The organism is Microbacterium sp. BLY (assembly GCF_017939615.1).
In the GTDB taxonomy this organism is placed as follows: Bacteria; Actinomycetota; Actinomycetes; order Actinomycetales; family Microbacteriaceae; genus Microbacterium.
Window position 1 is genome coordinate 2822724 of the sequence record NZ_JAGKSR010000001.1, and the last position, 26977, is coordinate 2849700.

27 protein-coding genes and 2 tRNA genes are annotated in these 26977 nt (G+C 68.9%); 5 read left to right on the forward strand and 24 right to left on the reverse strand.

Annotated elements, in window-relative coordinates; all coding sequences use genetic code 11:
* Nucleotides 1-57: 57 nt before the first annotated feature.
* Both KAF39_RS13830 and KAF39_RS13835 read right to left on the reverse strand, forming a co-directional pair.
* Complete coding sequence (locus tag KAF39_RS13830; protein WP_210677769.1) at nt 58-276, reverse strand: hypothetical protein; 219 nt, start codon at nt 274-276, stop codon at nt 58-60.
* Nucleotides 273-887 carry a transcriptional regulator gene (locus KAF39_RS13835; protein ID WP_210677770.1) on the reverse strand — a complete coding sequence of 205 codons (615 nt, stop codon included), beginning with the start codon at nt 885-887 and terminating at the stop codon, nt 273-275. The genes KAF39_RS13830 and KAF39_RS13835 overlap by 4 nt, the downstream gene beginning before the upstream one ends.
* Before the next feature lie 130 nt (nt 888-1017).
* Between KAF39_RS13835 and KAF39_RS13840 the strand changes: the two genes are divergently transcribed.
* Nucleotides 1018-3069: a M3 family metallopeptidase gene (locus tag KAF39_RS13840; protein ID WP_210677771.1), complete on the forward strand. Its 2052-nt coding sequence runs from the start codon at nt 1018-1020 to the stop codon at nt 3067-3069.
* A 19-nt stretch (nt 3070-3088) separates the two neighbouring features.
* Nucleotides 3089-3586, forward strand: a complete 498-nt coding sequence (locus tag KAF39_RS13845; RefSeq protein ID WP_210677772.1) for a GyrI-like domain-containing protein — start codon at nt 3089-3091, stop codon at nt 3584-3586.
* On the opposite strand, the gene KAF39_RS13850 is transcribed toward KAF39_RS13845, so the two are convergent.
* The 11 genes from KAF39_RS13850 to KAF39_RS13900 all read right to left on the reverse strand — a co-directional run bounded on the left by KAF39_RS13850 (nt 3570) and on the right by KAF39_RS13900 (nt 13267).
* Nucleotides 3570-3953 carry an NUDIX hydrolase gene (locus KAF39_RS13850; protein WP_210677773.1) on the reverse strand — a complete coding sequence of 128 codons (384 nt, stop codon included), beginning with the start codon at nt 3951-3953 and terminating at the stop codon, nt 3570-3572. The two genes, KAF39_RS13845 and KAF39_RS13850, sit on opposite strands and share 17 nt — an antisense overlap.
* 3 nt (nt 3954-3956) lie before the next feature.
* Entirely contained in the window at nt 3957-5225 is a 1269-nt protein-coding gene (gene clpX, locus KAF39_RS13855; RefSeq protein ID WP_210677774.1) for an ATP-dependent Clp protease ATP-binding subunit ClpX, read from the reverse strand.
* 147 nt (nt 5226-5372) lie between these two features.
* Nucleotides 5373-6224 (reverse strand): aldehyde dehydrogenase family protein, encoded by an 852-nt coding sequence (locus tag KAF39_RS13860; RefSeq protein WP_210677775.1) that lies wholly within the window; start codon nt 6222-6224, stop codon nt 5373-5375.
* A complete protein-coding gene (locus KAF39_RS13865; RefSeq protein ID WP_062766778.1) occupies nt 6221-7663 on the reverse strand; it encodes an aldehyde dehydrogenase family protein in 1443 nt (480 codons plus the stop codon). Before KAF39_RS13865 ends, KAF39_RS13860 begins: the two co-directional genes overlap by 4 nt.
* Nucleotides 7664-7673: 10 nt before the next feature.
* Nucleotides 7674-8675, reverse strand: a complete 1002-nt coding sequence (deoC, locus tag KAF39_RS13870) for a deoxyribose-phosphate aldolase (protein ID WP_210677776.1) — start codon at nt 8673-8675, stop codon at nt 7674-7676.
* A complete protein-coding gene (locus tag KAF39_RS13875; RefSeq protein ID WP_187661738.1) occupies nt 8672-9607 on the reverse strand; it encodes a sugar-binding transcriptional regulator in 936 nt (311 codons plus the stop codon). The genes deoC and KAF39_RS13875 overlap by 4 nt, the downstream gene beginning before the upstream one ends.
* Nucleotides 9608-9760: 153 nt before the next feature.
* The gene (locus KAF39_RS13880; protein WP_025105017.1) at nt 9761-10402 is read right to left on the reverse strand and encodes an ATP-dependent Clp protease proteolytic subunit; all 642 of its coding nucleotides are present in this window, start codon (nt 10400-10402) and stop codon (nt 9761-9763) included.
* A gap of 17 nt (nt 10403-10419) precedes the next feature.
* A complete protein-coding gene (locus KAF39_RS13885; protein ID WP_025105018.1) occupies nt 10420-11007 on the reverse strand; it encodes an ATP-dependent Clp protease proteolytic subunit in 588 nt (195 codons plus the stop codon).
* 81 nt (nt 11008-11088) lie between these two features.
* Entirely contained in the window at nt 11089-11583 is a 495-nt protein-coding gene (locus KAF39_RS13890) for a tetratricopeptide repeat protein (RefSeq protein WP_210677777.1), read from the reverse strand.
* A gap of 72 nt (nt 11584-11655) precedes the next feature.
* A complete protein-coding gene (gene tig, locus KAF39_RS13895) occupies nt 11656-13134 on the reverse strand; it encodes a trigger factor (RefSeq protein WP_210677778.1) in 1479 nt (492 codons plus the stop codon).
* A 59-nt stretch (nt 13135-13193) separates the two neighbouring features.
* Nucleotides 13194-13267: transfer RNA gene (locus KAF39_RS13900), tRNA-Pro, on the reverse strand.
* A gap of 94 nt (nt 13268-13361) precedes the next feature.
* On the opposite strand from KAF39_RS13900, the gene KAF39_RS13905 reads away from it, so the two are divergent.
* Together KAF39_RS13905 and KAF39_RS13910 are read left to right on the forward strand one after the other, a co-directional pair.
* Nucleotides 13362-13435, forward strand: a tRNA-Gly gene (locus KAF39_RS13905).
* Between the two features lie 105 nt (nt 13436-13540).
* Nucleotides 13541-14773 (forward strand): hypothetical protein, encoded by a 1233-nt coding sequence (locus tag KAF39_RS13910; protein WP_210677779.1) that lies wholly within the window; start codon nt 13541-13543, stop codon nt 14771-14773.
* 52 nt (nt 14774-14825) lie between these two features.
* Here KAF39_RS13910 and KAF39_RS13915 read toward each other — a convergent pair whose 3' ends face one another.
* From KAF39_RS13915 to KAF39_RS13965, 11 genes are all read right to left on the reverse strand, one after another.
* A complete protein-coding gene (locus tag KAF39_RS13915; protein WP_025105022.1) occupies nt 14826-15179 on the reverse strand; it encodes an RNA polymerase-binding protein RbpA in 354 nt (117 codons plus the stop codon).
* The gene (gene secG, locus KAF39_RS13920; RefSeq protein ID WP_101845144.1) at nt 15179-15427 is read right to left on the reverse strand and encodes a preprotein translocase subunit SecG; all 249 of its coding nucleotides are present in this window, start codon (nt 15425-15427) and stop codon (nt 15179-15181) included. Before secG ends, KAF39_RS13915 begins: the two co-directional genes overlap by 1 nt.
* An 80-nt stretch (nt 15428-15507) precedes the next feature.
* Complete coding sequence (tpiA, locus tag KAF39_RS13925; RefSeq protein ID WP_210677780.1) at nt 15508-16299, reverse strand: triose-phosphate isomerase; 792 nt, start codon at nt 16297-16299, stop codon at nt 15508-15510.
* Entirely contained in the window at nt 16290-17504 is a 1215-nt protein-coding gene (pgk, locus tag KAF39_RS13930) for a phosphoglycerate kinase (RefSeq protein ID WP_210677781.1), read from the reverse strand. Before pgk ends, tpiA begins: the two co-directional genes overlap by 10 nt.
* 10 nt (nt 17505-17514) lie before the next feature.
* On the reverse strand, nt 17515-18525 hold the full coding sequence (gene gap / locus KAF39_RS13935; protein ID WP_025105026.1) for a type I glyceraldehyde-3-phosphate dehydrogenase: 1011 nt from the start codon (nt 18523-18525) through the stop codon (nt 17515-17517).
* Between the two features lie 115 nt (nt 18526-18640).
* On the reverse strand, nt 18641-19267 hold the full coding sequence (locus KAF39_RS13940; RefSeq protein WP_210677782.1) for a superoxide dismutase: 627 nt from the start codon (nt 19265-19267) through the stop codon (nt 18641-18643).
* 176 nt (nt 19268-19443) lie between these two features.
* Nucleotides 19444-20421: a DNA-binding protein WhiA gene (gene whiA, locus KAF39_RS13945; protein ID WP_210677783.1), complete on the reverse strand. Its 978-nt coding sequence runs from the start codon at nt 20419-20421 to the stop codon at nt 19444-19446.
* A gap of 63 nt (nt 20422-20484) precedes the next feature.
* Entirely contained in the window at nt 20485-21357 is an 873-nt protein-coding gene (gene rapZ, locus KAF39_RS13950; RefSeq protein WP_210677784.1) for an RNase adapter RapZ, read from the reverse strand.
* A 35-nt stretch (nt 21358-21392) separates the two neighbouring features.
* On the reverse strand, nt 21393-23297 hold the full coding sequence (uvrC, locus tag KAF39_RS13955; protein WP_210677785.1) for an excinuclease ABC subunit UvrC: 1905 nt from the start codon (nt 23295-23297) through the stop codon (nt 21393-21395).
* Complete coding sequence (gene uvrA / locus KAF39_RS13960) at nt 23297-26185, reverse strand: excinuclease ABC subunit UvrA (protein ID WP_210677786.1); 2889 nt, start codon at nt 26183-26185, stop codon at nt 23297-23299. The genes uvrC and uvrA overlap by 1 nt, the downstream gene beginning before the upstream one ends.
* Nucleotides 26186-26241: 56 nt before the next feature.
* Nucleotides 26242-26685, reverse strand: a complete 444-nt coding sequence (locus KAF39_RS13965; protein WP_210677787.1) for a MarR family winged helix-turn-helix transcriptional regulator — start codon at nt 26683-26685, stop codon at nt 26242-26244.
* Nucleotides 26686-26724: 39 nt separating this feature from the next.
* On the opposite strand from KAF39_RS13965, the gene KAF39_RS13970 reads away from it, so the two are divergent.
* A complete protein-coding gene (locus KAF39_RS13970; protein WP_060921196.1) occupies nt 26725-26973 on the forward strand; it encodes a hypothetical protein in 249 nt (82 codons plus the stop codon).
* The last annotated feature ends 4 nt before the right edge of the window (nt 26974-26977 follow it).

Sequence of the window (26977 nt, forward strand, 5' to 3'; positions counted from 1 at the left end):
TCGAGACCCCCTCGTATCCGCGCGGATACGAGGGGGTCTCGACGTGTGACCGGGGTGTCAGCGGCGCGGAGCCCCCAGTTGCGCGAGGAGGTGATCTACGGCCCGGGGGTCGTGGCGGCGGGCCTGCTGCTCGCGGAGGAGATCGAGGGCGAGGGTCCGCTGCTGTGCGCGACGCGCGATGCGGTGCTCGACGAATGCGGTGACGTGGTCGGCGAAACGCAGCAGGCCGCGCTCCGTCCGGGTCGGGCTGGCCAGATGCAGGGTGGCGGCGGTCATGATGCCCCCGTCGTCTCCGCGGTGCCTGCCCCGCCCGGTGTCGGCAGATCGAAGATCTCGGCACGGAGCGAGACGCGGCGCACGTCCGGCCCCTCCTGACCGCGGTACTGCGCGATCGCCTTCTCCACGACGGCTTCCAGCTCGGCCCGCAGCGACAGTGCCTGCGCGGCCGTCATGTCGAGGTGCGTGGTGATCGTCAGCCCCACGTCGCGCCACCCCTCGGGGACGTCGACCTCCGGCCGGTTGAGGTACTGCATCAGCGTCTCGTGTCGCAACCGGAAGAACTCCGAGGTCACGATCTGCGCTGCGGCACGGTTCGCCGGCGACATCTGCTCGTCCGGCCCCGGCACGTCGATGCGACCCTTCGGACGCTCCCACCACCGCTCCCGGCCCGTGCCGCGTCCCTCGACCTCGCGGATGAGGTCGTGTGCGGCGAGGGCACGGAGGTGGTAGCTGGTGGAACCCGACGTCTCCCCCACGAGAGCCGCGAGAGAGCTGGCGGTCTGGGGCCCGCGGGATGCCAGCAGATCGAAGATCTTGACCCGCAACGGATGCGCGAGGGCTTTGAGGGCCCCGGCGTCGAGTGTCCGTACCTGCGTCTCGTTCGTCATGAATGCAAAGATACGCTTGCAAACACTTCTTTGCAAGGTTTTCTTTGCATGGTGTTCTGCGCCGCACCGCCGACGCGTGCGAGGCGATGAGTACTCGGGAGGCGGACGGGACGGTGGCTAGGCTCGAAGGATGAGCGCCGCCACCAACCCGCTGCTGCAGCCGTCGACCCTCCCGTTCGGGCTTCCCGATTATCGGGCGATCCGGCCCGAGCACTACCTCCCCGCCTTCCGCGCCGGCTTCGAGGAGCAGCTCACCGAGGTCGCGAACATCACGCGCGTGCGCTCGATACCGACGTTCGAGAACACCGTCGAGGCGCTGGAGCGCTCCGGCGGACTCCTCGACCGGGTGGCGCACGCCTTCTACACGGTGAGCTCCGCGGATGCGACGTCCGAGATCCAGGCGATCGACGAGGAGCTGGCCCCGCTGATGGCCGCGCATCAGGATGCGATCATGCTCGATGCGGCACTCTTCTGGCGCATCGAGCGGGTCTACGAGCAGCGGGACGCCTCCGATCTCGACGCCGAGCAGCGCTACCTGGTGGAGCGCTACCACCGGGAGATGACCCATGCCGGCGCCGGGCTCGACGACGACGCCAAGGCGCAGCTCACGGCGCTGAACCAGGGGCTGTCGGTGCTCACGAACACGTTCGAGCGGAATCTGCTGAGCGACACCAACGACCTCGCGGTGGTGTTCGACACCGCGGCCGAGCTGGACGGCCTGAGCCCGGGTGAGCTGTCCGCCGCCGCGCGCGCCGCTGCCGACCGGGGGCTCGACGGCCGCTACCTCCTCACGCTGCCGCTGTTCACGGGCCATCCGGCGCTCGCCCGCCTGGCGGTACGAGAGTCCCGCCGGCGGCTCATGGCGGCGTCCCGCGCGAGGGGCTCGCGGGACAACGGCAACGACAACCGCCCGGTGCTGCGCGAGATCGTGCGTCTCCGCGCCGAGCGCGCCGAGCTCCTGGGGTACCCGTCGCACGCCGCCTACGTCACGGCCGACGAGACAGCGGGCTCCCCGGAGGCGGTCGAGGAGATGCTGCGACGGCTGGCCGCGCCGTCCGCGCGCAACGCCCGCGCGGAGCGGGACGCGCTCCAGGCGATCGTCGACGAGACCGAACCCGAGCCCTTCCCCGTGGAAGCCCATGACTGGGCGTACTACACCGAGCGTGTGCGCACCGCGCGGTATGAGATCGACACCGCCGCTCTGCGGCCGTGGTTCGAGGCGGAGCGCGTGCTCCAGGACGGCGTGTTCTTCGCAGCGACCCGGCTGTACGGGGTGACCTTCCACGAGCGGCACGACCTGGCGGCCTATCATCCGCAGGCGCGGGTCTTCGAGGTGCGCAACGCCGACGACTCCCCTCTCGGGCTCTACGTGCTCGATCTCTACACGCGCGACTCCAAGCGCGGCGGGGCCTGGATGAACGCGATCGTCAGCCAGTCCCGCCTGCGCGGCAGCGTCCCGGTCGTCGTCAACAACCTCAACGTCCCGCAGCCCGGAGAGGGCGAACCGACGCTGCTGACCCTCGATGAGGTGACGACGCTGTTCCACGAGTTCGGGCACGCGCTGCACGGCTTGTTCGCGACGGTGACCTATCCGCACTTCGCCGGGACCAACGTGTTCCGCGATTTCGTCGAGTTCCCGAGCCAGGTGAACGAGATGTGGATCCTCTGGCCGGAGGTGCTGGACAACTACGCCCGCCATCATGAGACCGGCGAGCCGCTCGATCCCGCCGTGGTGGAGCGGCTGCGGGCGACGGCGACGTTCGATCAGGGGCATGCGACGAGCGAGTACCTCGCGGCCGCATGGCTGGACCAGGCGTGGCACCGGCTCTCCACCGCGGATGCGGTGGACGATGTCGCCGAGTTCGAGGCGGCCGCCCTGGCCGACATCGGTCTCGACGACCCGGCCGTGCCGACGCGGTACTCTTCCACGTACTTCGCCCACGTCTTCTCCGGCGGGTACAGCGCCGGGTACTACTCGTACATCTGGAGCGAGGTGCTCGACGCCGACACCGTCGACTGGTTCCGCGAGCACGGCGGACTGACACGGGAGAACGGGGACCGCTTCCGCGAGCGACTGCTCGGCGTCGGCGGGTCGAAGGATCCGCTCGAGGCGTACCGGAACTTCCGGGGGCGGGACGCCGCTATCGAACCGCTGCTGAAGCGCCGTGGACTCGATGCGTGAGGCGTGAGACGCTGAGCGCATGAACGTTTTCCCCGACGCCGCCTTCGGCCCGGTCGACAGCATCGAGTTGCACGGCGTCCCTCTCGCCGTCATCCGGCACGAGGGCATCCGCCTCGCCGACCTGCGCGATGCCTTCGACGCCGGCTACCGTACGATCGGCGCCGCCTTCGCCGACGGCACCCTGAGCCCCGCCGGGCCCGCGCTGGCGATCTACCACGGCGACCCCATGGGGGTGTTCGATCTAGAGCTCGGGTTCCCCGTGCAGACGCCGCCGTCCGACGCGATCGCCGCCGTCGACGGGGCCGCCATCGTCGCGTCGACCCTGCCGACAGGGCCGGCCGTGGCGACCACCGTGCACGGGTCATATGACGGTCTCGGCGCCGGATGGGCCGGACTCGTCGCCCGCGCCGCAGAGGCGGGGCTGCATCCCCGAGGTGTCTGGATCGAGATCTACGTCTCGGACCCCGGGGTGTCACCGGACGAGCTCCGCACCGACCTTCTCATGCCCGTGGCGTGAGCAGCGGGCGAGACGTCATCGCCGGAGTCGGTCCATCGCCCGGTACCAGCTCGTCCGCGACGCACCCTGTCTCCTCCCGGAGCTCACGCACAGCCGCGTCTTCCGGACGCTCCGCGGGCTCCGCCCCTCCTCCGACGGTGCCCAACGCGAGGACTCCCGCTCCGTGGCGGCACTCCTCGACCACGATCGCGGCACCATCGCGATCGACGGCGAGGACGGAGACCCAGTCGCTGTACTCGAGGACGTAGTAGGGCGCGATCCGACGGGCGTGCTCGTCGAGACACTCATCCGCATGCAGCCTGATCCACCGGTCCGCGACGAGCGTCGTCCGCGAGACGGTCCTCCACGGGACCAGGCTGGCACCCATGCCTCAGGCGCTCTTGCGCTTGCGCTCCATCACGATGGTGGGCGGGGCCCCCTCATCCACGGCGGCGCGGGTGATGATCACCTTCGCGACATCGTCCGTGGACGGGATCTCGAACATCACCGGACCGAGCACATCCTCGAGGATGGCGCGGAGACCACGGGCACCGGTCTTGCGCTCGACGGCGAGGTCGGCGATCGACCGCAGAGCCTCCTCCTCGAACTCCAGCTGGACGCCGTCGAGCTCGAACATGCGCTGATACTGCTTCACGAGAGCGTTGCGCGGGCCGGTGAGGATGTCGATGAGTGCGGCCTGGTCGAGCGGCGACACATTCGTCACGACGGGGAGTCGGCCGATGAACTCCGGGATGAGACCGAACTTGTGGAGGTCCTCCGGCAGCACCTCGCTGAAGAGGTCGAGGTCCTTGCCCTTGTCGTGCAGCGGAGCACCGAATCCGACGCCGTGCTTGCCGACGCGCGCCGAGACGATGTCCTCCAGCCCGGCGAAGGCACCGGCCACGATGAAGAGCACATTCGAGGTGTCGATCTGCAGGAACTCCTGGTGGGGGTGCTTGCGTCCGCCCTGCGGCGGCACCGAGGCGACCGTGCCCTCGATGATCTTCAGCAGCGCCTGCTGCACGCCCTCGCCCGACACGTCGCGGGTGATCGACGGGTTCTCGGCCTTGCGGGCGATCTTGTCGACCTCGTCGATGTAGATGATGCCCTGCTCGGCGCGCTTCACGTCGTAGTCCGCGGCCTGGATGAGCTTGAGGAGGATGTTCTCGACGTCTTCACCGACGTAGCCCGCCTCGGTCAGCGCCGTCGCATCGGCGACGGCGAACGGCACGTTGAGGCGCTTCGCGAGCGTCTGCGCGAGATAGGTCTTTCCGCAGCCCGTCGGCCCGATGAGGAGGATGTTGCTCTTGGCGATCTCGACCTCTTCGGCCTTCTGCTCGGCCGGCTGCAGCGTGCCGTGGGCGCGCACGCGCTTGTAGTGGTTGTACACGGCGACGGAGAGGGCACGCTTGGCGGGCTCCTGCCCGACGACATACTCCTCCAGGAAGCTGAAGATCTCTCGGGGCTTCGGGAGCTCGAACTCTGCGACGCCCTCGGCGGACGACTCCGCCATGCGCTCTTCGATGATCTCGTTGCAGAGCTCGACGCACTCGTCGCAGATGTACACGCCGGGTCCGGCGATGAGCTGCTGCACCTGCTTCTGGCTCTTTCCGCAGAAAGAGCACTTGAACAGGTCAGCGCTTTCACCGATGCGGGCCATGCGCGTCCTCCTCGGGGGGATCAGGATCGTTCTTCGAGCCTAACCGCTGCATACGACACCGGGCCGCATTGGCGACGGGTCGCTCGGCGGTTCCTGCGCGAAGAGCCCCGACGCGGGCATCGCGACGGGGCTCCCCGGTGGCGGTCGTCAGACCATGCTCTTCGTGTGCCAGACCGTCTTGACCTCGGTGAAGGCGGCGATCCGCTCCGGCGACGCGACCACGTCGCCGGGGGCGAGCACGCGCTTCAGCGTGTCCGCGGCGGCGATCTGCATGTCGACCCACTCCAGGGCGCCGGCCCCGGCGAGGTCGAGGGCGTTCACGTCCTGGTGGGAGGCGAGCCACGGGGCGATCTCCGCCGGCGAGCCGGTGAGGACGTTCACCACGCCCCCGGGGACGTCGCTGGTCGCCAGCACCTCGGCGAGGCTGATCGCCGACAACGGGTACTGCTCGCTCGCGATCACGACGACGGTGTTGCCGGCGACGAGCGCCGGGGCGACGACCGAGACCAGGCCGAGCAGCGCCGAGTCCTGCGGGGCGACGATGGCGACCACACCGGTGGGCTCGGGCACCGAGATGTTGAAGTAGGGCCCGGAGACGGGGTTGGCGTTGCCAGCCACCTGGGCGTACTTGTCGCACCAGCCGGCGTACCAGACCCAGAGGTCGATCGCCTCGTCGACCTGCGCCGTGGCCGCCGAGGACGAGATGCCCTCCTGCGCGACGATCTCGTCGACGAACTGCGCGCGACGCCCCTCGAGCACCTCGGCGACGCGGTACAGCACCTGGCCGCGGTTGTAGGCCGTCGCCCCCGACCAGCCCTTGACGGCGGCGCGCGCGGCGACCACCGCATCGCGAGCGTCCTTGCGGGAGGCCTTGGCGGCGTTGGCGAGGAAGGCGCCCTTGCGGGAGACGACCTCGTATGTGCGGCCGGACTCGCTGCGGGGGAAGGCCCCGCCGATCGCGAGCTTGTAGGTCTTCGGAACGGTCAGTCGCTTGCTCATGCTGCGGCTCCCTTGAGGTAGGCGGTGAGCCCCTGGCGACCGCCCTCGCGGCCGTACCCGGACTCCTTGTAGCCGCCGAACGGGCTCGACGGGTCGAAACGGTTGAACGTATTCGCCCACACGACGCCCGCGCGCAGCCGGTCGGCGACCGCGAGGATGCGCGAGCCCTTGTCCGACCAGATGCCGGCGGAGAGACCGTACGGGGTGTTGTTGGCCTTGGCGATCGCCTCGGCCGGGGTCCGGAAGGTGAGGACCGACAGCACCGGGCCGAAGACCTCGTCGCGGGCGATGCGGTGCGAGGCCTCGACGCCGGTGAAGATCGTCGGGGCGAACCAGAAGCCCTGCTCCGGGATCGCGCAGTCGGCGGTCCAGCGCTCCGCGCCCTCGGCCTCGCCGATGTCGCTGAGCTCCCGGATGCGGGCGAGCTGCGCGGCGGAGTTGATCGCGCCGATGTCCGTGTTCTTGTCGAGCGGGTCACCGAGACGCAGCGTCGACAGCCGGTTCTTCAGCCGGTCGACGACCTCGTCGTGGATCGACTCCTGCACCAGCAGGCGGCTGCCCGCGCAGCAGACATGTCCCTGGTTGAAGAAGATGCCGTTGACGATGCCCTCGACCGCCTGGTCGATCGGCGCGTCGTCGAACACGATGTTCGCGGCCTTGCCGCCCAGCTCCAGTGTCAGCTTCTTGTTCGTCCCGGCGACGGCCCGGGCGATGTCGCGGCCGACACCCGTCGAGCCGGTGAAGGCGACCTTGTCGACGTCCGGGTGACGGACGAGCGCGGCACCGGTCGCCCCGGCTCCGGTGACGATGTTCACGACACCGGCGGGGAGATCGGCCTGCTGGAGGATCTCGGCGAAGATCAGCGCCGTCAGCGGCGTGGTCTCTGCCGGCTTGAGCACGACCGTGTTGCCGGCCGCCAGCGCGGGCGCGAGCTTCCAGGCGAGCATCAGCAACGGGAAGTTCCACGGGATGACCTGCCCGGCGACGCCCAGGGCGCGCGGGTTCGCGCCCAGACCTGCGTAGTCGAGCTTGTCGGCCCACCCCGCGTAGTAGAAGAACCAGGACGCGACGAGCGGCACGTCCACATCGCGGCTCTCCTTGATCGGCTTGCCGTTGTCGAGGCTCTCCGCGACGGCGAGCTCGCGGGCGCGCTCCTGCACGAGGCGGGCGATGCGGAACAGGTACTTGCCCCTGTCGCGGCCGCTCATGCGGGACCAGACCTTGTCGTAGGCGCGACGTGCCGCGGCGACGGCGCGGTCGATGTCCGCGTCGTCGGCGGAGGCGATCTCGGCGATCTCCTTCTCCGTCGCCGGGGAGATGGTGCGGAAGGGCGTGCCGGAGCCGTCGACGAACTCGCCGTCGATGAACAGCCCGTAGCTGTCCTTGAGGTTCAGCACCGCCGTGGACTCCGGAGCCGGAGCGTATTCCAGGAATGACATGTCGGATTTCCTAGTCGATCGTGACGTAGTCGGGGCCGGAGTAGTGGCCGGTGGTGAGCTTCTGACGCTGCAGGAGCACGTCGTTAAGCAGGCTCGAGGCGCCGAAGCGGAACAGGTGCGGCTGGAGCCACTCCTCCCCCACGGTCTCGGCGACCGTCACCAGGTACTTGACCGCGTCCTTGGACGAGCGGATGCCGCCGGCAGGCTTCACGCCGATGCGCTCCCCTGTGCCGCGATACCAGTCGCGCACCGTCTCCAGCATGAGCAGCGTGGTCGGCAGCGTCGCCGCCGGCTGCACCTTGCCGGTCGACGTCTTGATGAAGTCGCCACCCGCGAGGATGCCGAGCCAGGACGCGCGCTTGATGTTGTCGTACGTGTTCAGCTCGCCGGTCTCGAGGATCACCTTGAGCGAGGCATACGAGCCGTCCTCACGACGGCAGGCCTCCTTGACCTGGGCGATCTGGTCGAACACCAGCCCGTAACGGCCGGACAGGAACGCACCGCGGTCGATGACCATGTCGATCTCGTCCGCACCGGCGGCGACCGCCTCCGCTGTGTCGGCGAGCTTGATCGCGAGGGAGGACCGCCCGCTCGGGAAGGCGGTGGCCACGGCGGCGACGGAGATGAGGCCGTCGTCGGGGTCGCCATGCAGGGCGCCGAGAGCCGCGACCGCGTCGCCGACCATGTCGCCGTAGACGCAGACCGCGGCGACGCGCGGGGTCGAGGGGTCGGCGGCATCGGGGTTCTTCGCCTTGGCGACGAGGGAGCGCACCTTGCCGGGGGTGTCCGCCCCCTCCAGGGTGGTCAGGTCGATCAGCTTGATGATCGTGTCGAGCGCCCACGCCTTCGACGTCGTCTTGATGGAGCGGGTGCCGAGGCCGGCAGCGCGCTGCTCCAGACCGACGGCGTCCACGCCCGGAAGGCCGTGCAGGAAGCGACGGAGGGTGGCGTCATCCGGCTCACCGCCGAGGACGTCCACCGCCGTCCTGCGGCTCAGTTCTGTCGTCGTCACTGTTCCTCCAACAATGCTCGTGCTGTGGTCTCATCGGTCACCAGGACCCCGCACAGGCCGCTGGTCACGACCGTGCGCGCGATGTCGTGCTTGGCGGGGCCCGCCGTCACGAAGATGGCCCGCGCGGCACCGCGCAGGCGGTCGAGCGAGACGCCGACCGTGCGGGCGTCCAGCTGCGGGTCGACGATGTTGCCCTCGGCGTCGACGTAGCGCCCGAGGACGTCGCCGACGGCGCCACGGCGCGCGAGCTCCTCGACGTCGTCGGCCGTGAGATAGCCGTTCTCGACGTGGGCGGAGGTCGCATCGCACGGGCCGGCGGTGAACAGGAAGGCCTGGGCGTCCGCGGCCTCCTCGAGCACCGCGGCGACCGTGCGGTCGCCTTCGATCGCCTGCTTCGTCTCGACGTGCTCCAGGATCGCGGGGCTCGGCAGCAGCGAGACCTGGCCGGAGGCGCGCTGGGCGATGGTCACCGCGAGTCCCGCGGCCCCGCCCGAACGCCGGTTGAGGCTGACACCGCCGTTGAGCTGCACGACCGTGACGCCGTTCGCCCAGCCGTCGGGCAGGGCCTCGGCCACGGCGCGGAGCGTCTTGCCCCAGCTCACCCCGAGAGTGCGCGGAACGGGACGCAGGGCGGTCAGGAAGTCAGCGGCCGCCTGGGCGACGCGCTCCAGTGTTCCCTCATCGCCCTCGGGCGACGGGACGACCACGGCGTCGGTGAGCCCGAACCGTTCGACGAGCTCGCGTTCGAGACCGAGACGGCGGGCGCGCGGGTGGACGATCTCGATGCGGACGATGCCGCGCTGCCGCGCCTGCGTGAGGAGGCGCCCGACCTTCCAGCGGGAGATCTTCAGGAGACCACCGATCTCGTCCTGCGTCTTGTCCTCGTCGTAGTACAGCTCGGCGACCCGGACCATGAGCAGATCTTCTTCCACGGCGTCCTCCTTCCCTTCTCCAGGGTAGGCCCGATTCAGCGTTCGCGCACGCATCTGCTCATATGCGCACCAACGGCATCCTCCCGCGCGCATTCGCCGGAGACGCGAAAAGGGACGTCCGCCGACCGACGGACGTCCCTTTCTGCGGGTGAGCTACGCGCGCTTGCGCGAGGTCAGCACCTGGTCGACGATGCCGTACTCCAGCGCCTCGTTGGCCGAGAGGATCTTGTCGCGATCGATGTCGCGGTTGACCTGCTCGACCGGCTTGCCGGTGTGACGGGCCATGGTCTCCTCCAGCCAGGTGCGCATGCGGAGGATCTCCGCCGCCTGGATCTCGATGTCGGACGCCTGACCGTGGCCGGCCTCCCCCATCGCCGGCTGGTGCATCAGCACGCGGGCGTTCGGCAGCGCGAGACGCTTGCCGGGGGCACCCGCCGCGAGCAGCACGGACGCGGCCGAGGCCGCCTGGCCGAGCACGACGGTCTGGATCTGCGGCGCGACGTACTGCATCGTGTCGTAGATCGCCGTCATCGCGGTGAAGGAGCCACCGGGCGAGTTGATGTACATGGTGATGTCGCGCTCGGAGTCCTGGCTCTCCAGGACGAGGAGCTGCGCCATGACGTCGTCGGCCGACGCGTCGTCGACCTGCACGCCGAGGAAGATCACGCGGTCTTCGAACAGCTTGTTGTACGGGTCCTGGCGCTTGAAGCCGTAGGCGGTGCGCTCTTCGAACTGCGGCAGCACATAACGGCTGGAGGGCAGGTTTCCGGCGGACTGGAACGTGGGTGTGTACATGGTGTCCTCTCGAATCCTTACTCGACGCCCGTGCCGCCGCCGCCGGTGACGTCGCTGGCGTGCTCGCGGATGTGGTCGACGAAGCCGTATTCGAGGGCCTCCTCCGCCGTGAACCAGCGGTCGCGGTCACCGTCGGCGTTGATCTGCTCGACGGGCTTGCCGGTCTGCGACGCGGTGATCTCGGCGAGACGCTTCTTCATCGACAGGATGAGCTGCGCCTGGGTCTGGATGTCGCTCGCCGTGCCGCCGAAGCCGCCGTGCGGCTGGTGCAGCAGCACACGGGCGTTCGGCGTGATGTACCGCTTGCCCTTGGTGCCGCTGGTCAGCAGCAGCTGACCCATGGACGCGGCCATGCCGATGCCCACGGTGACGATGTCGTTCGGCACGAACTGCATCGTGTCGTAGATCGCCATGCCTGCGGTGATAGAGCCGCCGGGCGAGTTGATATAGAGGTAGATGTCCTTCTCGGAGTCTTCGGCGGCGAGAAGGAGGATCTTCGCGCAGATCTCGTTGGCGTTGTCGTCTCGCACCTCCGAGCCGAGCCAGATGATGCGGTCCTTCAGCAACCTGTCGAAGACGCTTGTCGCGACGAGGGGTTCAGCCATGTCAGCTCCTGCTTCCGTGTTTCAGTGATTCGAATCTACCGGCGCGCGCACGGCACCCAGGTCGTGTTCGCCGTCGGCATATCAGGTGTCGGCGCCCGCGATCTCGTGGGCGTAGGCGGTCATCGACCGGTGGTAGCGCGGGAGGTGAGGGACGAGGGCGAGGATGGCGACCGACAGGCCCTGCGCCGGTCGCCCGGCGCTGGCGAGGATGAGCGCGTGCACGACCGCGACCGCGTCGCGATACGGGCCGTCCGCTGACCGTTCCTCCTCGGCGCGGATCACCCGCAACGCCTCGTCGTACTCGCCCAGGTTGCGCAGCGAGCTCGCCAGCTGGATCACGCACTGCGGCCGGTGCTCCTCATCGAGGCCGAGTGCCAGCGCTCGACGATAGAGCTCGACGGCTTCTGCCGGGCGTCCCGCGGAGTCACGGGCACCGGCCCGCTCGAACTCGGCGCGCGCGTCGTCCGCGCCCCGCTCGGCCGCGAGAGCGTCGATGCGCGCGATCGTCTCCTCGCCGACCTCCTCTCCGGAGGCCTCCGCCCACACCTGGTCGATGCGCTCATCCCAGCTGGTCATCTCGTCGCCCTTCCCTCGATGAGAAAGAGGGCGGATGCCGCAGCATCCGCCCTCTTCATCCGATCCTGTCGATCACTCGGCCTTGTCGGCGTCCTTCTTGGCCGGAGCCTTCTTCGCCGCCGGCTTCTTGGCCGCGGGCTTCTTCTCCGCGGCGGGCTTCTCGTCCGCGTCGGCGTCCTTCTTGGCGGCCGCCTTCTTGGCCGGAGCCTTCTTCTTCGCGGCCGGCTTCTCCTCGGCCTCGGCAGCGGTCTCCGTCTCGGCCTCGGCCTCGTCGTCGGTCACGACGAAGTCGGAGAGGTCGACGGCCTTGCCGTTCGTGTCCACGACCTTGACCTTGCCCAGCGCGATCGCGAGCGCCTTGTTGCGCGCGACCTCGCCGACCAGCGCGGGGAGCTGGTTCGAGGACTGCAGCGCCTCGACGAACTCCTGCGGCGCCATGCCGTACTGCGCGGCGGACTGGATGAGGTACTGCGAGAGCTCCTCCTGCGACACCTGCACGTCGGCCTGCTCGGCGATCGTGTCGAGCAGCACCTGGGTGCGGAACTGCTTCTCGCTGGCCTCGGTCACCTCGGCGCGGTGCACGTCGTCCTCGAGACGACCCTCACCCTCGAGGTGGTTGTGCACCTCGTCCTCGATGAGCTGCGGCGGCACCGGGATCTCGATCTGCTCGAGCAGCGTCTCGACGAGCTTGTCGCGCGCGGCGGAGCCCTGCGTGAAGACGCCCTGCTGTGCGACCCGCTCACGCAGGCTGTCGCGGAGCTCGGCGATGGTGTCGAACTCGCTCGCGATCTGCGCGAACTCGTCGTCGGCCTCGGGAAGCTCGCGCTCCTTGACGGCCTTGACGGTGACGGAGACCTCCGCCTCCTTGCCGGCGTGGTCGCCGCCGACGAGGGCCGAGCGGAAAGTCGTGTCCTCACCGGCGGTCAGCGACTCGATCGCGTCGTCGATGCCTTCGAGCAGCTCGCCGGAACCGATCTCGTACGAGACGCCCTCCGCACGGTCGATCTCGGCACCGTCGATGGTCGCGACGAGGTCGAGCTCGACGAAGTCGCCCTTCGCCGCGGGGCGGTCGACGGGGATCAGCGTGCCGAAGCGGGCGCGCATGTTGTCCAGCTCGGCGTCGAGGGCGGCCTCGTCGGCCTCCACGGCGTCGACCTCGAGGGTGATGCCGTCGTAGTCGGGGAGCTCGATCTCGGGGCGCACGTCGACCTCGACGTCGACGAGCAGGTCGCCCGAGAAGTCCTTCTCGTTCGGCCACTGGGTGATCTCGGCGGACGGACGGCCGACGATGCGCAGCTTGTGCTCGGCCGTCGCCTCGCGGAAGAACTTGTCCAGGCCCTCGTTCACGGCGTGCTCGATGACGGCGCCGCGGCCGATGCGCTGGTCGATGATCGGAGCGGGCACCTTGCCCTTGCGGAAGCCGGGGATCTGGACGTCCTGCGCGATGTGCTCATAGGCGTGCGCGATGCTCGGCTTGAGGTCGTCCGGGGTGACCGTGATGGTGAGCTTGACCCGGGTCGGGGTCAGCTTCTCGACGGTGCTGTTCGCCATGCTGGTGTGTTCTCCTTGTGGTTTCCGCGCGGAACGCGGCTGAAAGGTCGAGGGTCGAGTCGGGGCGACAGGAGTTGAACCTGCGACCTCCCGCTCCCAAAGCGGGCGCTCTACCAAGCTGAGCTACGCCCCGGGGAATCCGCACGCAGATTCAGCCCCACCGAGTCTAACGGACGGGAGCACGCCCGACCGTCCGCTATGATCGTTGGAGTCCGGACTCCGGTTCCGGGGGTGTAGCTCAATGGTAGAGTCTCAGTCTTCCAAACTGATTGCGCGGGTTCGATTCCCGTCACCCCCTCCACTCTCCTCGCTCCTTCCGAACGTCAGTGCGTGTGCAGGCGTCCGCCGTCGCCTACGCTGACAGGACCACCTCCCGACCGGAAGGCCCTGCCGAGATGAGCGCCCCGTGACCGCCCTCCCCCCGCCGGACGTCGCGGTCGTCACGGAGGCCCCCTCGCCCGGCGGGCATCGACTGCCGTCCGCCTTCTCCTCCGGCCCCGCGATCCCTGCGCGACCGCGGAACCGCCGGCCGCTCGGAGTCCTGCTCGCCGTCATCGTCGCGGTGGCGGCAGCGGGAACGGGATTCGCCGTCACCCAGCTCACCGCGAATCAGGGGTACGACGAGGCCGCCGCGCGCGTGGCCGACGCGGCCCGATCGGTCACGAACCACCAGAGCGAGCTCCGGCACCGCACGACGGAGCTCATCGCAGCGACGGACGCGGGACACGTCATCATCGACACCGGAACCCCGGGCATCTCCGTGGGCGCGGACGTCTGGGATGCCCTGGACGCCGCCGTGGCCGACGGCGAAGGCATCGGCGCGGAAGCCGAGGAGGTCCTCGCTGCGGAGCGCCCGCAGCCCGACGCCAAACCCGCGTGGTTCTGGGAGCTCTTCCCCGCGACGGCCCGGCTGCAAGAGGATCAGTCCCTCCTCGAGGAGATCGAGCAGCGCACGACGACGGCGTCCGTGCAGGCCTCCGACGGTCTGGACGCCGTGCGCGAGAGCGGCGTGGCCGTGATCAACGCGGCCGGACAGGCGGCCGGCGCTTTCGAGAAGGCGCACCCCTCGACCCGCAACGCCGCCGTCATCGCCCTACGCGACGCCGCCGCGGACGCGCTCGCGGTCACGGAAGTCGACGACGCGGCCGCGACCACCTACGCGGCCCTGCAAACGGCCGCCGTCCAGGTGATCTCCGCCGAGAACGCGGAACTGGCGGAGAAGGCCGGCCCTCTCCGCGGCGCGCGGCTGGAGATCGAGGCCTTCGCCCGCTCACTCGCCCCCGGCGTGCTGCTGGAGTTCGACTGGGCGCCCGTGGTGAACGGCGCCGGGTACAACGGCAGCATGGGCGGCTACACCACCTGGTGGTGGGACGAGCCGGGACGCGCGGTCATCGAGCTGTCGAACTCGGTCGCGGAGCAGTGGCCCGCGGAACGCAGCAGGGCGCTCGTCGCACACGAGGTGGGGCACGCCATCAGCGTGAAGTGCCAGGACATGTACGACTCGTCGACGCAGGACAGCATCGAGAAGTGGGCGACGGCCTGGGCGATCAGCATGGGCTTCACCGATGACGCGAACGGCGTCTGGGCCTACGGCTACCCGCCGCAGAACTACATCGACGCGGCCGCGGGCTGCCGCTGAGACGGAAGAAGCCGCCGTGGTCGCCACGGCGGCTTCTTCAACGTCTGCGGGACTACTGTCCGCGACGCTCGCGCAGCTGCGTGAGCGCGTCCTCGAGAAGCTGCACGGCCTCTTCGTCGGTGCGGCGCTCCTTCACGTAGGCGAGGTGCGTCTTGTAGGGCTCCGCCTTGGCGACGGCAGGAGGGTTCTCCTTGTCGCGCCCGGCCGGGAGACCCGACTGCGGGTGGTCGATGATCTCGGGGATCTCCTCCTCTGGGAGACCGGCGGCGAAGTAGCGCACCGTCTCGTTGCCGAGGCCGTCCCAGTACGACACCGCGATGCGGTCGGCGTGGTAGCCGTGGTCCTGCTCCCCCATGGGACCGGAACCGACACGGGTACCGCGAATGGCGTTTCCACCGGTAGCCATCAGATCACCTCGAACTTCGTGATGAGGCCGAGCGCCACGATGGCGACGAACCACGTGAGCGCCAGGACGACGGTGAAGCGGTTGAGGTTCCGCTCCGCGAGACCGGAGGAGCCCACCGCAGTGGTCATGCCACCGCCGAACATGTCGGAGAGGCCGCCACCGCGACCCTTGTGCAAGAGGATGAGGAGAGTCAGCAGGACGCTGGTGATACCCAGCACGACCTGCAGGACGAACTCGAGAATTGCCACGGAAAGAGCCTTTCGCTGGGGCCGGAGCGCCCCCGTAACGGTCAAGTATACGGTGCAGCGGGGCCGAAGCCCCGCCGCACTCACACGCCGACGTGCTTCTCGAAGCGGATGATCGCCGCGAACTCGTCGACGACGAGGCTCGCGCCGCCGACCAGGGCACCGTCCACATCGGGCTCGCGCATGAAGCTGGCGATGTTCGCCGCCTTCACCGAGCCGCCGTAGAGGATGCGGGTGCGGGCGGCCGCGTCGTCACCGAGGACCTTCGCGATCACGCCGCGGAGCGCCGCGCAGACATCCTGCGCCTGCTGCGGAGTGGCCGCCTGTCCGGAGCCGATGGCCCAGACCGGCTCGTACGCCACGACGATGTCGGCCGACGGCGAGACGCCTTCCAGCGCGGCCTCGAGCTGACCGGCCGGAACAGCGCTGGCCCCGAACTTCTCCAGGTCCTCCGCCGTCTCGCCGACGCAGATGACCGGGACCAGCCCGTGCTTGAGCGCGGCCTTCACCTTGCCGGCCACGATCTCGTCGGACTCCGCGTGGTACTCGCGACGCTCGGAGTGTCCGATGATGACGTACTTCGCGTCGAGCTTCGCCAGGAACGCCCCGGAGATCTCGCCGGTGTACGCACCGGAGTCGTGCGCCGAGAGGTCCTGCGCACCGAACGCGAACGGGATCTTGTCCGCATCGATCAGCGTCTGCACGCTGCGGATGTCCGTGAAGGGCGGGAACACCGCCACCTCGACCGATCCGTCCTCGTGCTTGGCGTCCTTCAGCGTCCAGTGCAGCTTCTGCACGAACGCCACCGCCTGCAGGTGGTCCAGGTTCATCTTCCAGTTGCCCGCGATCAGCGGGGTACGGGAGCTCACGCCCATCCGAGGACCTCCAGCCCAGGTAGTTTCTTGCCCTCGAGGAATTCGAGGGATGCGCCGCCGCCGGTCGAGATGTGCCCGAACTGGTCGTCGGTGAATCCCAGCTGGCGGACGGCTGCGGCGGAGTCGCCGCCGCCGACGACGCTCAGGCCGTCGACCTCGGTCAGCGCCTGCGCGACCGCCTTGGTGCCCGCAGCGAACGCCGGGAACTCGAACACGCCCATCGGGCCGTTCCAGAACACCGTCTTCGATCCGCGGATGACCTCGGCGAAGCGCGCGGCGGTCTCCGGCCCGATGTCCAGGCCGATGCCCGACGAGCCGAACGCCGTCTCCTCGATCGCGTCCGCGGCGGCCACCTGGTGGTCCGCGTCGGCGCCGAAGGACGCGGCGACCACCACGTCGGTGGGGAGCACGAGCTCCACGCCGCGCTCGGCCGCCTCGGCGATGTAGCCCCGGACGGTGTCGAGTTGGTCCTCCTCGAGGAGGCTCGACGCGACGGCATGACCCTGCGCCTTCAGGAAGGTGAAGAGCATGCCGCCGCCGACGAGGATGCGGTCCACCCGCGGCAGCAGGTGGGAGATGACTCCGAGCTTGTCGCTCACCTTGGACCCACCGAGCACCACCGCGTACGGACGCTCCGGGTTCTCCGTCAGGCGGTCGAGCACGTCGAGCTCGGTCGCGATCAGGAGGCCGGCCGCCGAGGGCAGCAGCTTCGCGAGGTCGTAGACGCTCGCCTGCTTGCGGTGCACGACGCCGAAGCCGTCGGAGACGAGCACGTCACCCAGCTCGGCCAGCTGCGCCGCGAAGGCACCGCGCTCTGCGTCGTCCTTCGAGGTCTCCCCCGGGTTGAACCGGAGGTTCTCGATCACGACAACCTGGCCGTTCTCGAGGGACGCCACGGCGTCCTTCGCGGCCTCGCCGACCGTGTCGCCGGCGAAGGCGACCGGTGCGCCGAGCAGCTCGGACAGTCGCTGCGCGACCGGCTCCAGGCTGTACTGCGGGTCGGGCGCGCCGTCCGGGCGACCGAGGTGCGAGCAGACGACAACGCGGGCGCCCGCGTCGATGAGAGTCTTCAGGGTCGGCAGCGAGGCGCGGACACGGCCATCGTCCGTGATGACCCCGTCCCGCAGGGGGACGTTCAGATCACAACGGACGATGACGCGCTTGCCCTCGAGCGAACCCAGTGAGTCCAGGGTGCGCAGAGTCATGTGTCGGAGCTCAGATGCGCTCGGCGACGTACTCGGTCAGGTCGACGAGACGGTTGGAGTAGCCCCACTCGTTGTCGTACCAGCTCGAGACCTTGATCAGGTTGCCGCTGACGTTGGTGAGCGTCGAGTCGAAGATCGACGAGTGCGGGTTGTGCACAATGTCGCTCGACACGATCGGGTCCTCGTTGTACTGCAGGTACCCGGCCAGACGGCCCTCGGCCGCAGCCTTCTTGTAGGCCTCGTTGACCTCGTCCACCGTGAGGTTCTCGCGGTCCGTGATGAGGGTGAGGTCGACGATCGAGCCCGTGGGAACCGGGACGCGGTAGGAGGAGCCGCTGAGCTTGCCGTTCAGCTCCGGGAGCACGAGGCCGATGGCCTTCGCGGCACCCGTCGAGGCCGGCGTGATGTTGATCGCGGCGGCGCGGGCGCGGCGGAGGTCCTTGTGCGGGCCGTCCTGCAGGTTCTGGTCGGCGGTGTACGCGTGAGCGGTCATCATGAAGCCGCGGTCGATGCCGAAGGCGTCGTTGAACACCTTGGCCAGCGGAGCGAGGCAGTTGGTGGTGCAGGAGGCGTTGGAGATGATGTGGTCCGTCTCCGGGTTGTACGTCTCCTCGTTCACGCCCATGACGATCGTGCGGTCGTCACCCGTGGCCGGAGCCGAGATGAGGACCTTCTTCGCACCGGCGTCGATGTGCTTGCGCGCGGCGTCGGCGTTGGTGAAGAAGCCGGTGGACTCGATGACGATGTCCACGCCCAGCTCGCCCCACGGGAGGTTGGCGGGGTCACGCTCTGCGAAGGCCTTGATCTCCTTGCCGTCGACGGTGATGCTGTCGTCGTCGTACGTGATCTCGGCGTCGAGGACGCCGCTGACCGAGTCGTACTTCAGCAGGTGTGCCAGGGTCTTGTTGTCGGTGAGGTCGTTGACCGCGACGATCTCAAGGTCTGCTCCCTGCGCGAGAGCTGCGCGGAAGTAGTTGCGTCCGATGCGGCCGAAGCCGTTGATACCGATCTTGACAGACACTCAGGTCTCCCTGTTTCTCATGCGCCGAGCGCCGCCGTCGAGCGTGCGCCATGCGCGGGTTTTTTGGCTGAGATGGCGCCCCGACGAGCCGTGGGCCCGCCGGGACGCGACCCGATTACGACAGTACCAGCAGGCCGTTCGTCTTCTCGCGGGCCACCTCGAACCGCTGGGCGACGTTCTCCCAGTTCGCGATGTTCCAGGCGGCCTTGACGTAGTCGGCCTTCACGTTGAGGTAGTCCAGGTAGAAGGCGTGCTCCCACATGTCCAGCTGGAACAGCGGGATCGTGCCCTGCGCCGTGTTGGACTGCTGGTCGAACAGCTGCTGGATGATCAGGCGCGAGCCGATCGAGTCCCAGCTCAGCACGGCCCAGCCGGAGCCTTGGATGCCGGTGGCGGCGGCGGTGAAGTGCGCCTGGAACTTCTCGAAGGAGCCGAAGTACTCGTCGATGGCCGCCTTGAGCTCGCCCTCGGGCTGGCCGCCGCCGTTCGGCGAGAGGTTGGTCCAGAAGATCGAGTGGTTGACGTGTCCGCCGAGGTTGAACGCGAGGTCCTTCTCGAGCTTGTTCACGTTCGCGAGGTTGCCGCTCTCGCGGGCCTCCGCGAGCTGCTCGAGGGCGGTGTTGGCGCCTGCGACGTAGGTCGCGTGGTGCTTGTCGTGATGCAGCTCCATGATCTTGCCGCTGATGTGCGGCTCGAGAGCGGCGAAGTCGTAGGGAAGGTCGGGGAGCGTGTAGGTGGCCATATCGCTTTCATCCAATCCGCGCCGCGCCGCGGCGCTTGCCGATGCTCCGCGTCGCCGATGTGCGACGGAGAGCGGACGACTTTCATCCTACTGACGACAACGCACCCGGTGTCCGGATCCTTCCGGGGGTTGACACGTCGGCGGCCGCGGCTGCGATCCGCCATGACGGCATACCGTCAGACGTCGAGTCCCGCCGGGACCGCGGCCTCGGTTCCCGGGATGCCCTCCTGCTGGGCCCGCTTGTCGGCCATCGCGAGCAGGCGCCGGATGCGTCCGGCCACGGCGTCCTTGGTCAGCGGCGGGTCGGCGTGGTGGCCCAGCTCGTCGAGGCTCGCGTCACGGTGCGCCAACCGCAGCTCCCCGGCGACGCGGAGATGGTCGGGCACCTCGTCGGCCAGGATCTCCAACGCACGCTCGACCCGGGCGCACGCGGCCACGGCGGCCTGCGCGGAGCGGCGGAGGTTGGCGTCGTCGAAGTTCACCAGACGGTTCACGCCCGCGCGCACCTCACGGCGCTGGCGGAGCTCCTCCCACGCGACGGCCGTCCGCTGTGCCCCCATCTCACTGAGGATGGTGCGGATCGCCTCACCCTCGCGCACGACGACGCGGGGCAGGCCACGGACCTCGCGCGCCTTCGCGGCGACACCGAGCCGGTGAGCGGCGCCCACGAGCGCCATGGCGGCCTCCGACGACGGGCAGGCGACCTCGAGCATGGCGGAGCGGCCCGGCTCACTGAGCGTACCCGCGGCGAGGAAAGCCCCGCGCCAAAGGCCGGCGACCTCCGCACGGGAGCCCGTGGTGAGGCGGTTCGGCAGGCCACGGACGGGACGGCGGCGCTGATCGAGCAGGCCCGTCTGGCGTGCCAGCGTCTCCCCCTGCGCGATGACGCGCACGGCCCACCGCGCGCCGTCGTTCGCGGTGCTCGACTGCACCTGGGCGATCTCCGGACGGACGCCGTAGATCTCGGCGAGGTCGCGCGCCACACGGCGGGCGAGCGTCTCGGCATCGACCTCCGCCTCCACAGCCACGCGGCCCGCGATGGAGTGCAGACCACCGGCGAACCGGAGGATGGCTGTCACCTCAGCGACGCGCACCGTCGGGGGTGCATTGCGGATGCTGACGAGCTCAGCCTTGACGTCGGTGGTTAGTGCCACGAGACTCCTTCACGTTCACGCGCCGGGTCGCGACGCAAACCTCCAGCTTACTCGCTCGGGGGCCTATTCCCTGCCGAGGTCCCGGTGGCGGATGTTCACCGCGACACCCGGGATCGCCGCCAGCCGGCGGGCGAGCTCCTCCGACATCGCGACGGAGCGGTGCTTGCCGCCCGTGCACCCGATGGCGATCGTGGAGTGGCTCTTGTTCTCGCGCTGATAGCCCTCGAGCACCGGCACCAGCGCCTTCGCGTACGCATCGAGGAACTCCTCCGCGCCGTCGCGCGAGAGCACGTACTCGCGCACGGTCTCGTCCTGACCCGTGAGGCCGCGGAGATCCTCGTTCCAGTACGGGTTCGGGAGGAAGCGCATGTCGGCGACGACGTCGACATCGGTGGGCAGCCCGTACTTGAAGCCGAAGCTGAGGAGCGTGACGCGGTGGCGCGCCTCCCCTTCCTCCGAGAAGATGTCGGACACCTTCGTCGCCAGCTGGTGGATGTTCAGCGACGACGTGTCGATCACGAGATCCGCGGCCTCGCGGATGGGGGCCAGCCGCGTGCGCTCCGTGCGGATGCCGTCGAGCAGGGTTCCGTCACCCTGCAGCGGGTGCGGACGGCGCACCGCCTCGAAGCGGCGGACGAGGACGTCGTCCGAGGCGTCGAGGAAGAGCACTCGGATGGAGCCGCGCGTACGCAGGACACGGGCGACGCCGGGGAAATCATCGAACAGATTGCGACCGCGCACGTCGACGACCGCCGCGACCTTGGGCAACGAGTCGCCGCCCATGCCGGTGAGGTCGAGCAGCGGGCGCAGGATCTGCGGCGGCAGGTTGTCGACGACGTACCAGCCGAGATCCTCCAGCGCATTCGCCACCGTCGTCCGACCCGCGCCGGACATTCCCGTGACGATGAGGAACTCGCCCTTCTCCCCGTCAGACATGACTCACTGCTCCTTCTCCCCCTCGGCCTCCCAGCCTACCGAGTGGAGAGGTGCGTATGGATGTTCTGCGCCAGCACGGGACCGATCCCCGGCACCTCCTGGATCTGCTCCGCATCCGCGGCACGCAAGGCGGTCACCGAGCCGAAGTGCTTGAGCAGGACCTTGATCCGCGAGGCCCCCAGCCCCGGCACCTCAGCCAGGATCGTCGTGATGTCCTTCTTGCGCTTCTTCCGCTGATGGACGATGGCGAACCGGTGCGCCTCGTCACGAAGACGCTGGAGCAGGTACAGGGACTCACTGGTCCGCGGCAGGATGACCGGGAAGTCGTCTCCCGGCAGCCAGATCTCCTCCAGCCGCTTGGCGATGCCGCAGACGGCGATCTCCGCGTGCCCGGCGTCGCGGAGGGCCCGCGCGGCAGCCTCCACCTGCGGCTTGCCGCCGTCCACGAGCAGCAGCTGCGGCGGGTACGCGAAGCGGGGCTTGCGTCGCACGCCGGCCTCGCCGACATCCTCCGCGACGACCTCCTCGGTGGTCGGGTCGATCGTCTCCTGCTCCTCCGGACGGTCGAGGTAGGCCAGCCGACGCCGCAGGACCTGGTACATCGAATCGGTGTCGTCCGTGGTCTCGGCGATGTTGAAGGTGCGGTACTGGTCCTTCCGCGGGAGCCCGTCCTCGAACACGACCATGGAGGCCACGACGTTGGTGCCCCCGAGGTGCGAGATGTCGAAGCACTCGATCCGGAGCGGGGCCTCATCCATGCCGAGCGCTTCCTGGAGGTCGGTGAGGGCCTGCGTCCGCGCGACGTAGTCGCTCGTCCGACGGGTCTTGTGTCGGATCAGCGCCTGCTGGGCGTTCAGCGTCGCCGTGCGCATCAGGTCGGCGCGCTGTCCGCGCTGGGCGACCGCGATCTCCACCTTCCGGCCCCGACGCTCCCGCAGCCAGACCTCCAGCTCGGACGCGTCGTCGGGGAGCACGGGCACGAGGATGCGACGCGGCACATCCTGCTCCTCGCCGTAGGCCTGTTGGAGGACCTGCTCGACGAGGTCTCCGCCCGTGATGTCGATCTCCTTCTCGATCGTCAGCGCCCGGACGCCGCGCACACGGCCGCCGCGGATGACGAAGTGCTGGACCGCCGCGGCGAGTTCGTCCTCGGCGATGCCGAACAGGTCGGCGTCCTCGTCCGCCGGGAGGACCAGAGCACTCTTGCCGAGGACGGCCTCGATCGCCGACAGCTTGTCGCGGTACTTCGCCGCCGCCTCGTAGTCCATCGCCGCGGAGGCCGCGAGCATCCGAGTGGTCAGCTCACGGGTGAACCGCTCGTCTCCGCCGGCCATGAACGCGACGAAGTCGTCGACCATCGCCCGGTGCTCCTCGATCGACACCGTCATGGAGCACGGGCCACCGCACTTGCCGATCTGTCCGGGGAAGCAGGGGCGTCCCGTCTGCATCGCCCGCTTGTAGCTCGCGTCGCTGCACGTGCGGATCGGGAACGCCTTGATCATCAGGTCGATGGTCTCGTGCACCGCCCACACCTTCGGGTACGGCCCGAAGTAGCGAGCGCCCGGGATCTTCCGGTTGCGGGTGACCAGCACCCGCGGGGCTTCATCCCCCAGCGTCACCGCCATGAACGGGTACGACTTGTCGTCCCGATACTTCACGTTGAACGGCGGATCGAACTCCTTGATCCACATGTACTCGAGTTGCAGCGAGTCCACGTCCGTCGGAACGACCGTCCACTCCACCGACGCGGCCGTCGTCACCATGCGCCGGGTACGCTCGTGCAGCGTCCGCAGCGGAGCGAAGTAGTTCGACAGCCGTTGCCGGAGGTTCTTGGCCTTTCCCACGTAGAGGACCCGGCCGTTGGCGTCGCGGAACCGGTACACCCCCGGGTCGGTCGGGATCTCGCCCGCCCGAGGCTTGTACGGCAGGACGTCGGCCATCAGCTGGCCTTCCGCGCAGAGCGCCCCTCACCCAGGATCTCGGCGAGGAACTGGCCGGTGTGGCTCTCCTCGACGCGCGCGATCTGCTCCGGCGTGCCGGTGGCGACGATCGTGCCTCCGCCCGAGCCGCCCTCCGGACCCAGGTCGATGACCCAGTCGGCCGACTTGATCACGTCGAGGTTGTGCTCGATGACGATCACCGTGTTGCCCTTGTCCACCAGACCGTTGAGCACCTCGAGCAGCTTGCGCACATCCTCGAAGTGGAGGCCCGTCGTCGGCTCGTCGAGCACGTAGATGCTGCGCCCGTTGCTCCGGCGCTGCAGCTCCGTCGCGAGCTTCACGCGCTGCGCCTCACCGCCGGAGAGCGTGGTCGCCGACTGGCCGAGGCGCACATATCCCAGCCCGACGTCGACCAGCGTCTTCATGTACCGGTGGATGGCCTGGATCGGCTCGAAGAACTCGGCTGCCTCCTCGATCGGCATCTCGAGCACCTCGGCGATGTTCTTGCCCTTGTAGTGCACGGCCAGGGTGTCGCGGTTGTAGCGCTTCCCGTGGCAGACCTCGCAGTCCACGTACACATCGGGCAGGAAGTTCATCTCGATCTTGATCGTGCCGTCGCCGGAGCACGCCTCGCAGCGTCCGCCCTTGACGTTGAAGCTGAAGCGCCCGGGCTGGTAGCCGCGGACCTTGGCTTCGGGAGTCTCGCTGAACAGCGTGCGGATGCGGTCGAACACGCCGGTGTAGGTCGCCGGGTTGGACCGCGGCGTGCGCCCGATCGGCGCCTGGTCGACGTGCACGACCTTGTCGAGATTGTCGAGCCCGGTCACGCGGGTGTGCTTGCCCGGCACCGTCCGCGCCCCGTTCAGCCGCGAGGCGAGCACCTGGTACAGGATGTCGTTCACGAGGGACGACTTGCCCGACCCGCTGACGCCGGTGACCGCGGTGAGCACCCCGAGGGGGAAGTCGGCGGTGACGTTGCGGAGGTTGTTGGCGCGTGCGCCCACGACGCTCAGCATGCGCTTCTTGTCGATCTTGCGACGCTTCTCCGGCATCGGGATGGCCCGACGACCCGAGAGGTAGTCGCCGGTCATCGAGTCAGTGTCGCCGAGGAGAGCGGAGTACGGGCCCGAGTGGACCACCGCGCCGCCGTTGACGCCCGCCCCCGGGCCGATGTCGACCACCCAGTCGGCGGCCTCGATCGTCTCTTCGTCGTGCTCGACGACGATGAGCGTGTTCCCGAGATCGCGCAGCGTGAGCAGCGTCTCGATGAGCCGGCGGTTGTCGCGCTGGTGGAGCCCGATCGACGGCTCGTCGAGAACGTACAGCACGCCCGTCAGGCCGGAGCCGATCTGGGTGGCGAGGCGGATCCGCTGCGCTTCACCGCCCGAGAGGGAACCCGCCGAGCGGCTCAGGTTGAGGTACGAAAGACCCACCTGAAGGAGGAAGTCGAGACGCAGTCGGATCTCACGGAGCACCTGTGCGGCGATCTTGGCCTCACGGTCCGTGAGCTGTAGCTTCTCCATGAACGCGCGGGCGTCGGCGAGACTGAGGTGCGAGACCTCGGCGATGGAGTGCCCGTGCACCTGCACGGCCAGCACCTCGGGCTTCAGCCGGTCGCCGTCGCAGACCGGGCAGGGAACCTCACGGAGATACTCGCCCCAGCGGCTGCGCTGCGTGTCGGATTCGGCCTGAAGGTACTGCCGCTCGATGTAGGGCACGACGCCCTCGAATCCCGACGCGTACCGCATCTCGCGCCCGTAGCGGTTCTTCCACTTGACGGTGACCTTGTAGTTCTCACCGCGCAGCACTGCCTCCTTCACGTCGGAGTGCAGGTCCCGCCACGGGGTGTCGAGGGAGAAGTCCAGGTCTCGCGAGAGGCCTTCGAGCAACCGCTCGTAGTACTGGAAGAGCCCCTTGCCCTGTGTGGTCCACGGGATGATGACGCCCTCGCGGATCGAGAGGTCCTCGTCGCCGAGCATGAGGTCGACGTCGACGGACATGCGCGTGCCGAGACCGGAACAGGCCGGGCATGCGCCGAAGGGTGCGTTGAACGAGAACGTGCGGGGCTCGATCTCGGTGAGGGTGAGCGGGTGCCCGTTGGGGCACGCCAGCTTCTCGGAGAACGTCTGCCAGGCGTCGTCGCCCTCGCCGTCCACGTAGTTGATCTGCACGACGCCGCCGGCGAGCCCGAGCGCGGTCTCCACCGAGTCGGTGATGCGCCCGAGGATGTCGGGGGACGCGACGAGGCGGTCGACGACCACCGCGATGTCATGCTTGTAGCTCTTCTTCAGCGTGGGCGGTTCGGCGAGCTGGATCAGTTCGCCATCGACGATGGCCCGCGAGTACCCCTTCGCACCGAGCTCACGGAAGAGGTCGACGAACTCGCCCTTCTTCTGGGAGACGATCGGCGCGACGACCTGATAGCGGGTGCGCTCCGGAAGCTCCATCAACTGGTCGGCGATCTGCTGCACCGTCTGGCGCTGGATCTTCTCACCGCAGACGGGGCAGTGCGGGATGCCGATGCGCGCCCAGAGCAGACGCATGTAGTCGTAGATTTCGGTGATCGTGCCGACGGTCGACCGCGGGTTGCGGTTGGTCGACTTCTGGTCGATCGAGACGGCCGGGCTCAGGCCCTCGATGAAGTCGACGTCCGGCCGATCGACCTGGCCGAGGAACTGGCGCGCGTACGCGCTCAGCGATTCGACGTACCGGCGCTGCCCCTCGGCGAAGATCGTGTCGAAGGCGAGACTCGATTTACCCGACCCGGACAGGCCGGTGAAGACCACCAGAGAGTCGCGGGGGATGTCGATGTCGACGTTCTTGAGATTGTGGACGCGGGCGCCGCGGACACTGAGTTTTCCTGGGGAAGCAACGGGGACGATGGGCACCGGTCAAGTCTACGAGGGGCCACGGACATCGGCTCCGAGAACGCCCAACGTGGGGGTCAGGCGTGCTCGGGACGGCGTCCCGCGAATGCGCCGAGGCCGTCTCGCAGGGCGGCGATGTCGCCGATCCCCATCCCGACCGCCGCCATCACCTGGCGCGGCACGTCGACCGCACGCGCCCGCAGCGCGGCACCGGCGTCGGTGAGCGTGATCTCGAGACGACGCTCATCCTCGCTGCTGCGCTGGCGCACCACGAGGCCGTCGGCCTCGAGGCGCTTGACCAGAGGGGACGCCGTAGCCGGCTCCAGGGCGAGGTCGGCGGCGAGGTCGTTCAGCGTCCGCGGTGCGCGCTCCCACAGCGCGAGCATCACGAGGTATTGGGGATGCGTGAGCCCGAGCGGTTCGAGGATCGGCCGATAGATCGCCACGACGTTCCGCGCCGCCGTGACCACGGCGAAGCACAGCTGATTCTCGAGTCGGAGTAGATCGTCGGTGTCGGTCACGACCACGACTATACATCTGCACGAATCATTAGTACACTAATGAACATGTCACGCGACTCCAGCCGGCCCCCGCTTCGCACCCGCATCCGCGAGGCAGGGGGCCTGTACACCTGGGTGAACACCAACCTCGTGCGCCTCGCGGGTCCCGCCTCGGTCGGTCCGTACGAGAAGACCCCGCCGCCGAGTGCCGCAGAGCGCGCCGAACGCGCCTGTCCGCTCTGCGGGGCGCCGATGACGGAGCATGAGATCGACCGATCCGGCCCGAAGACGCTGGTCCACTGCCCCTGAGCAC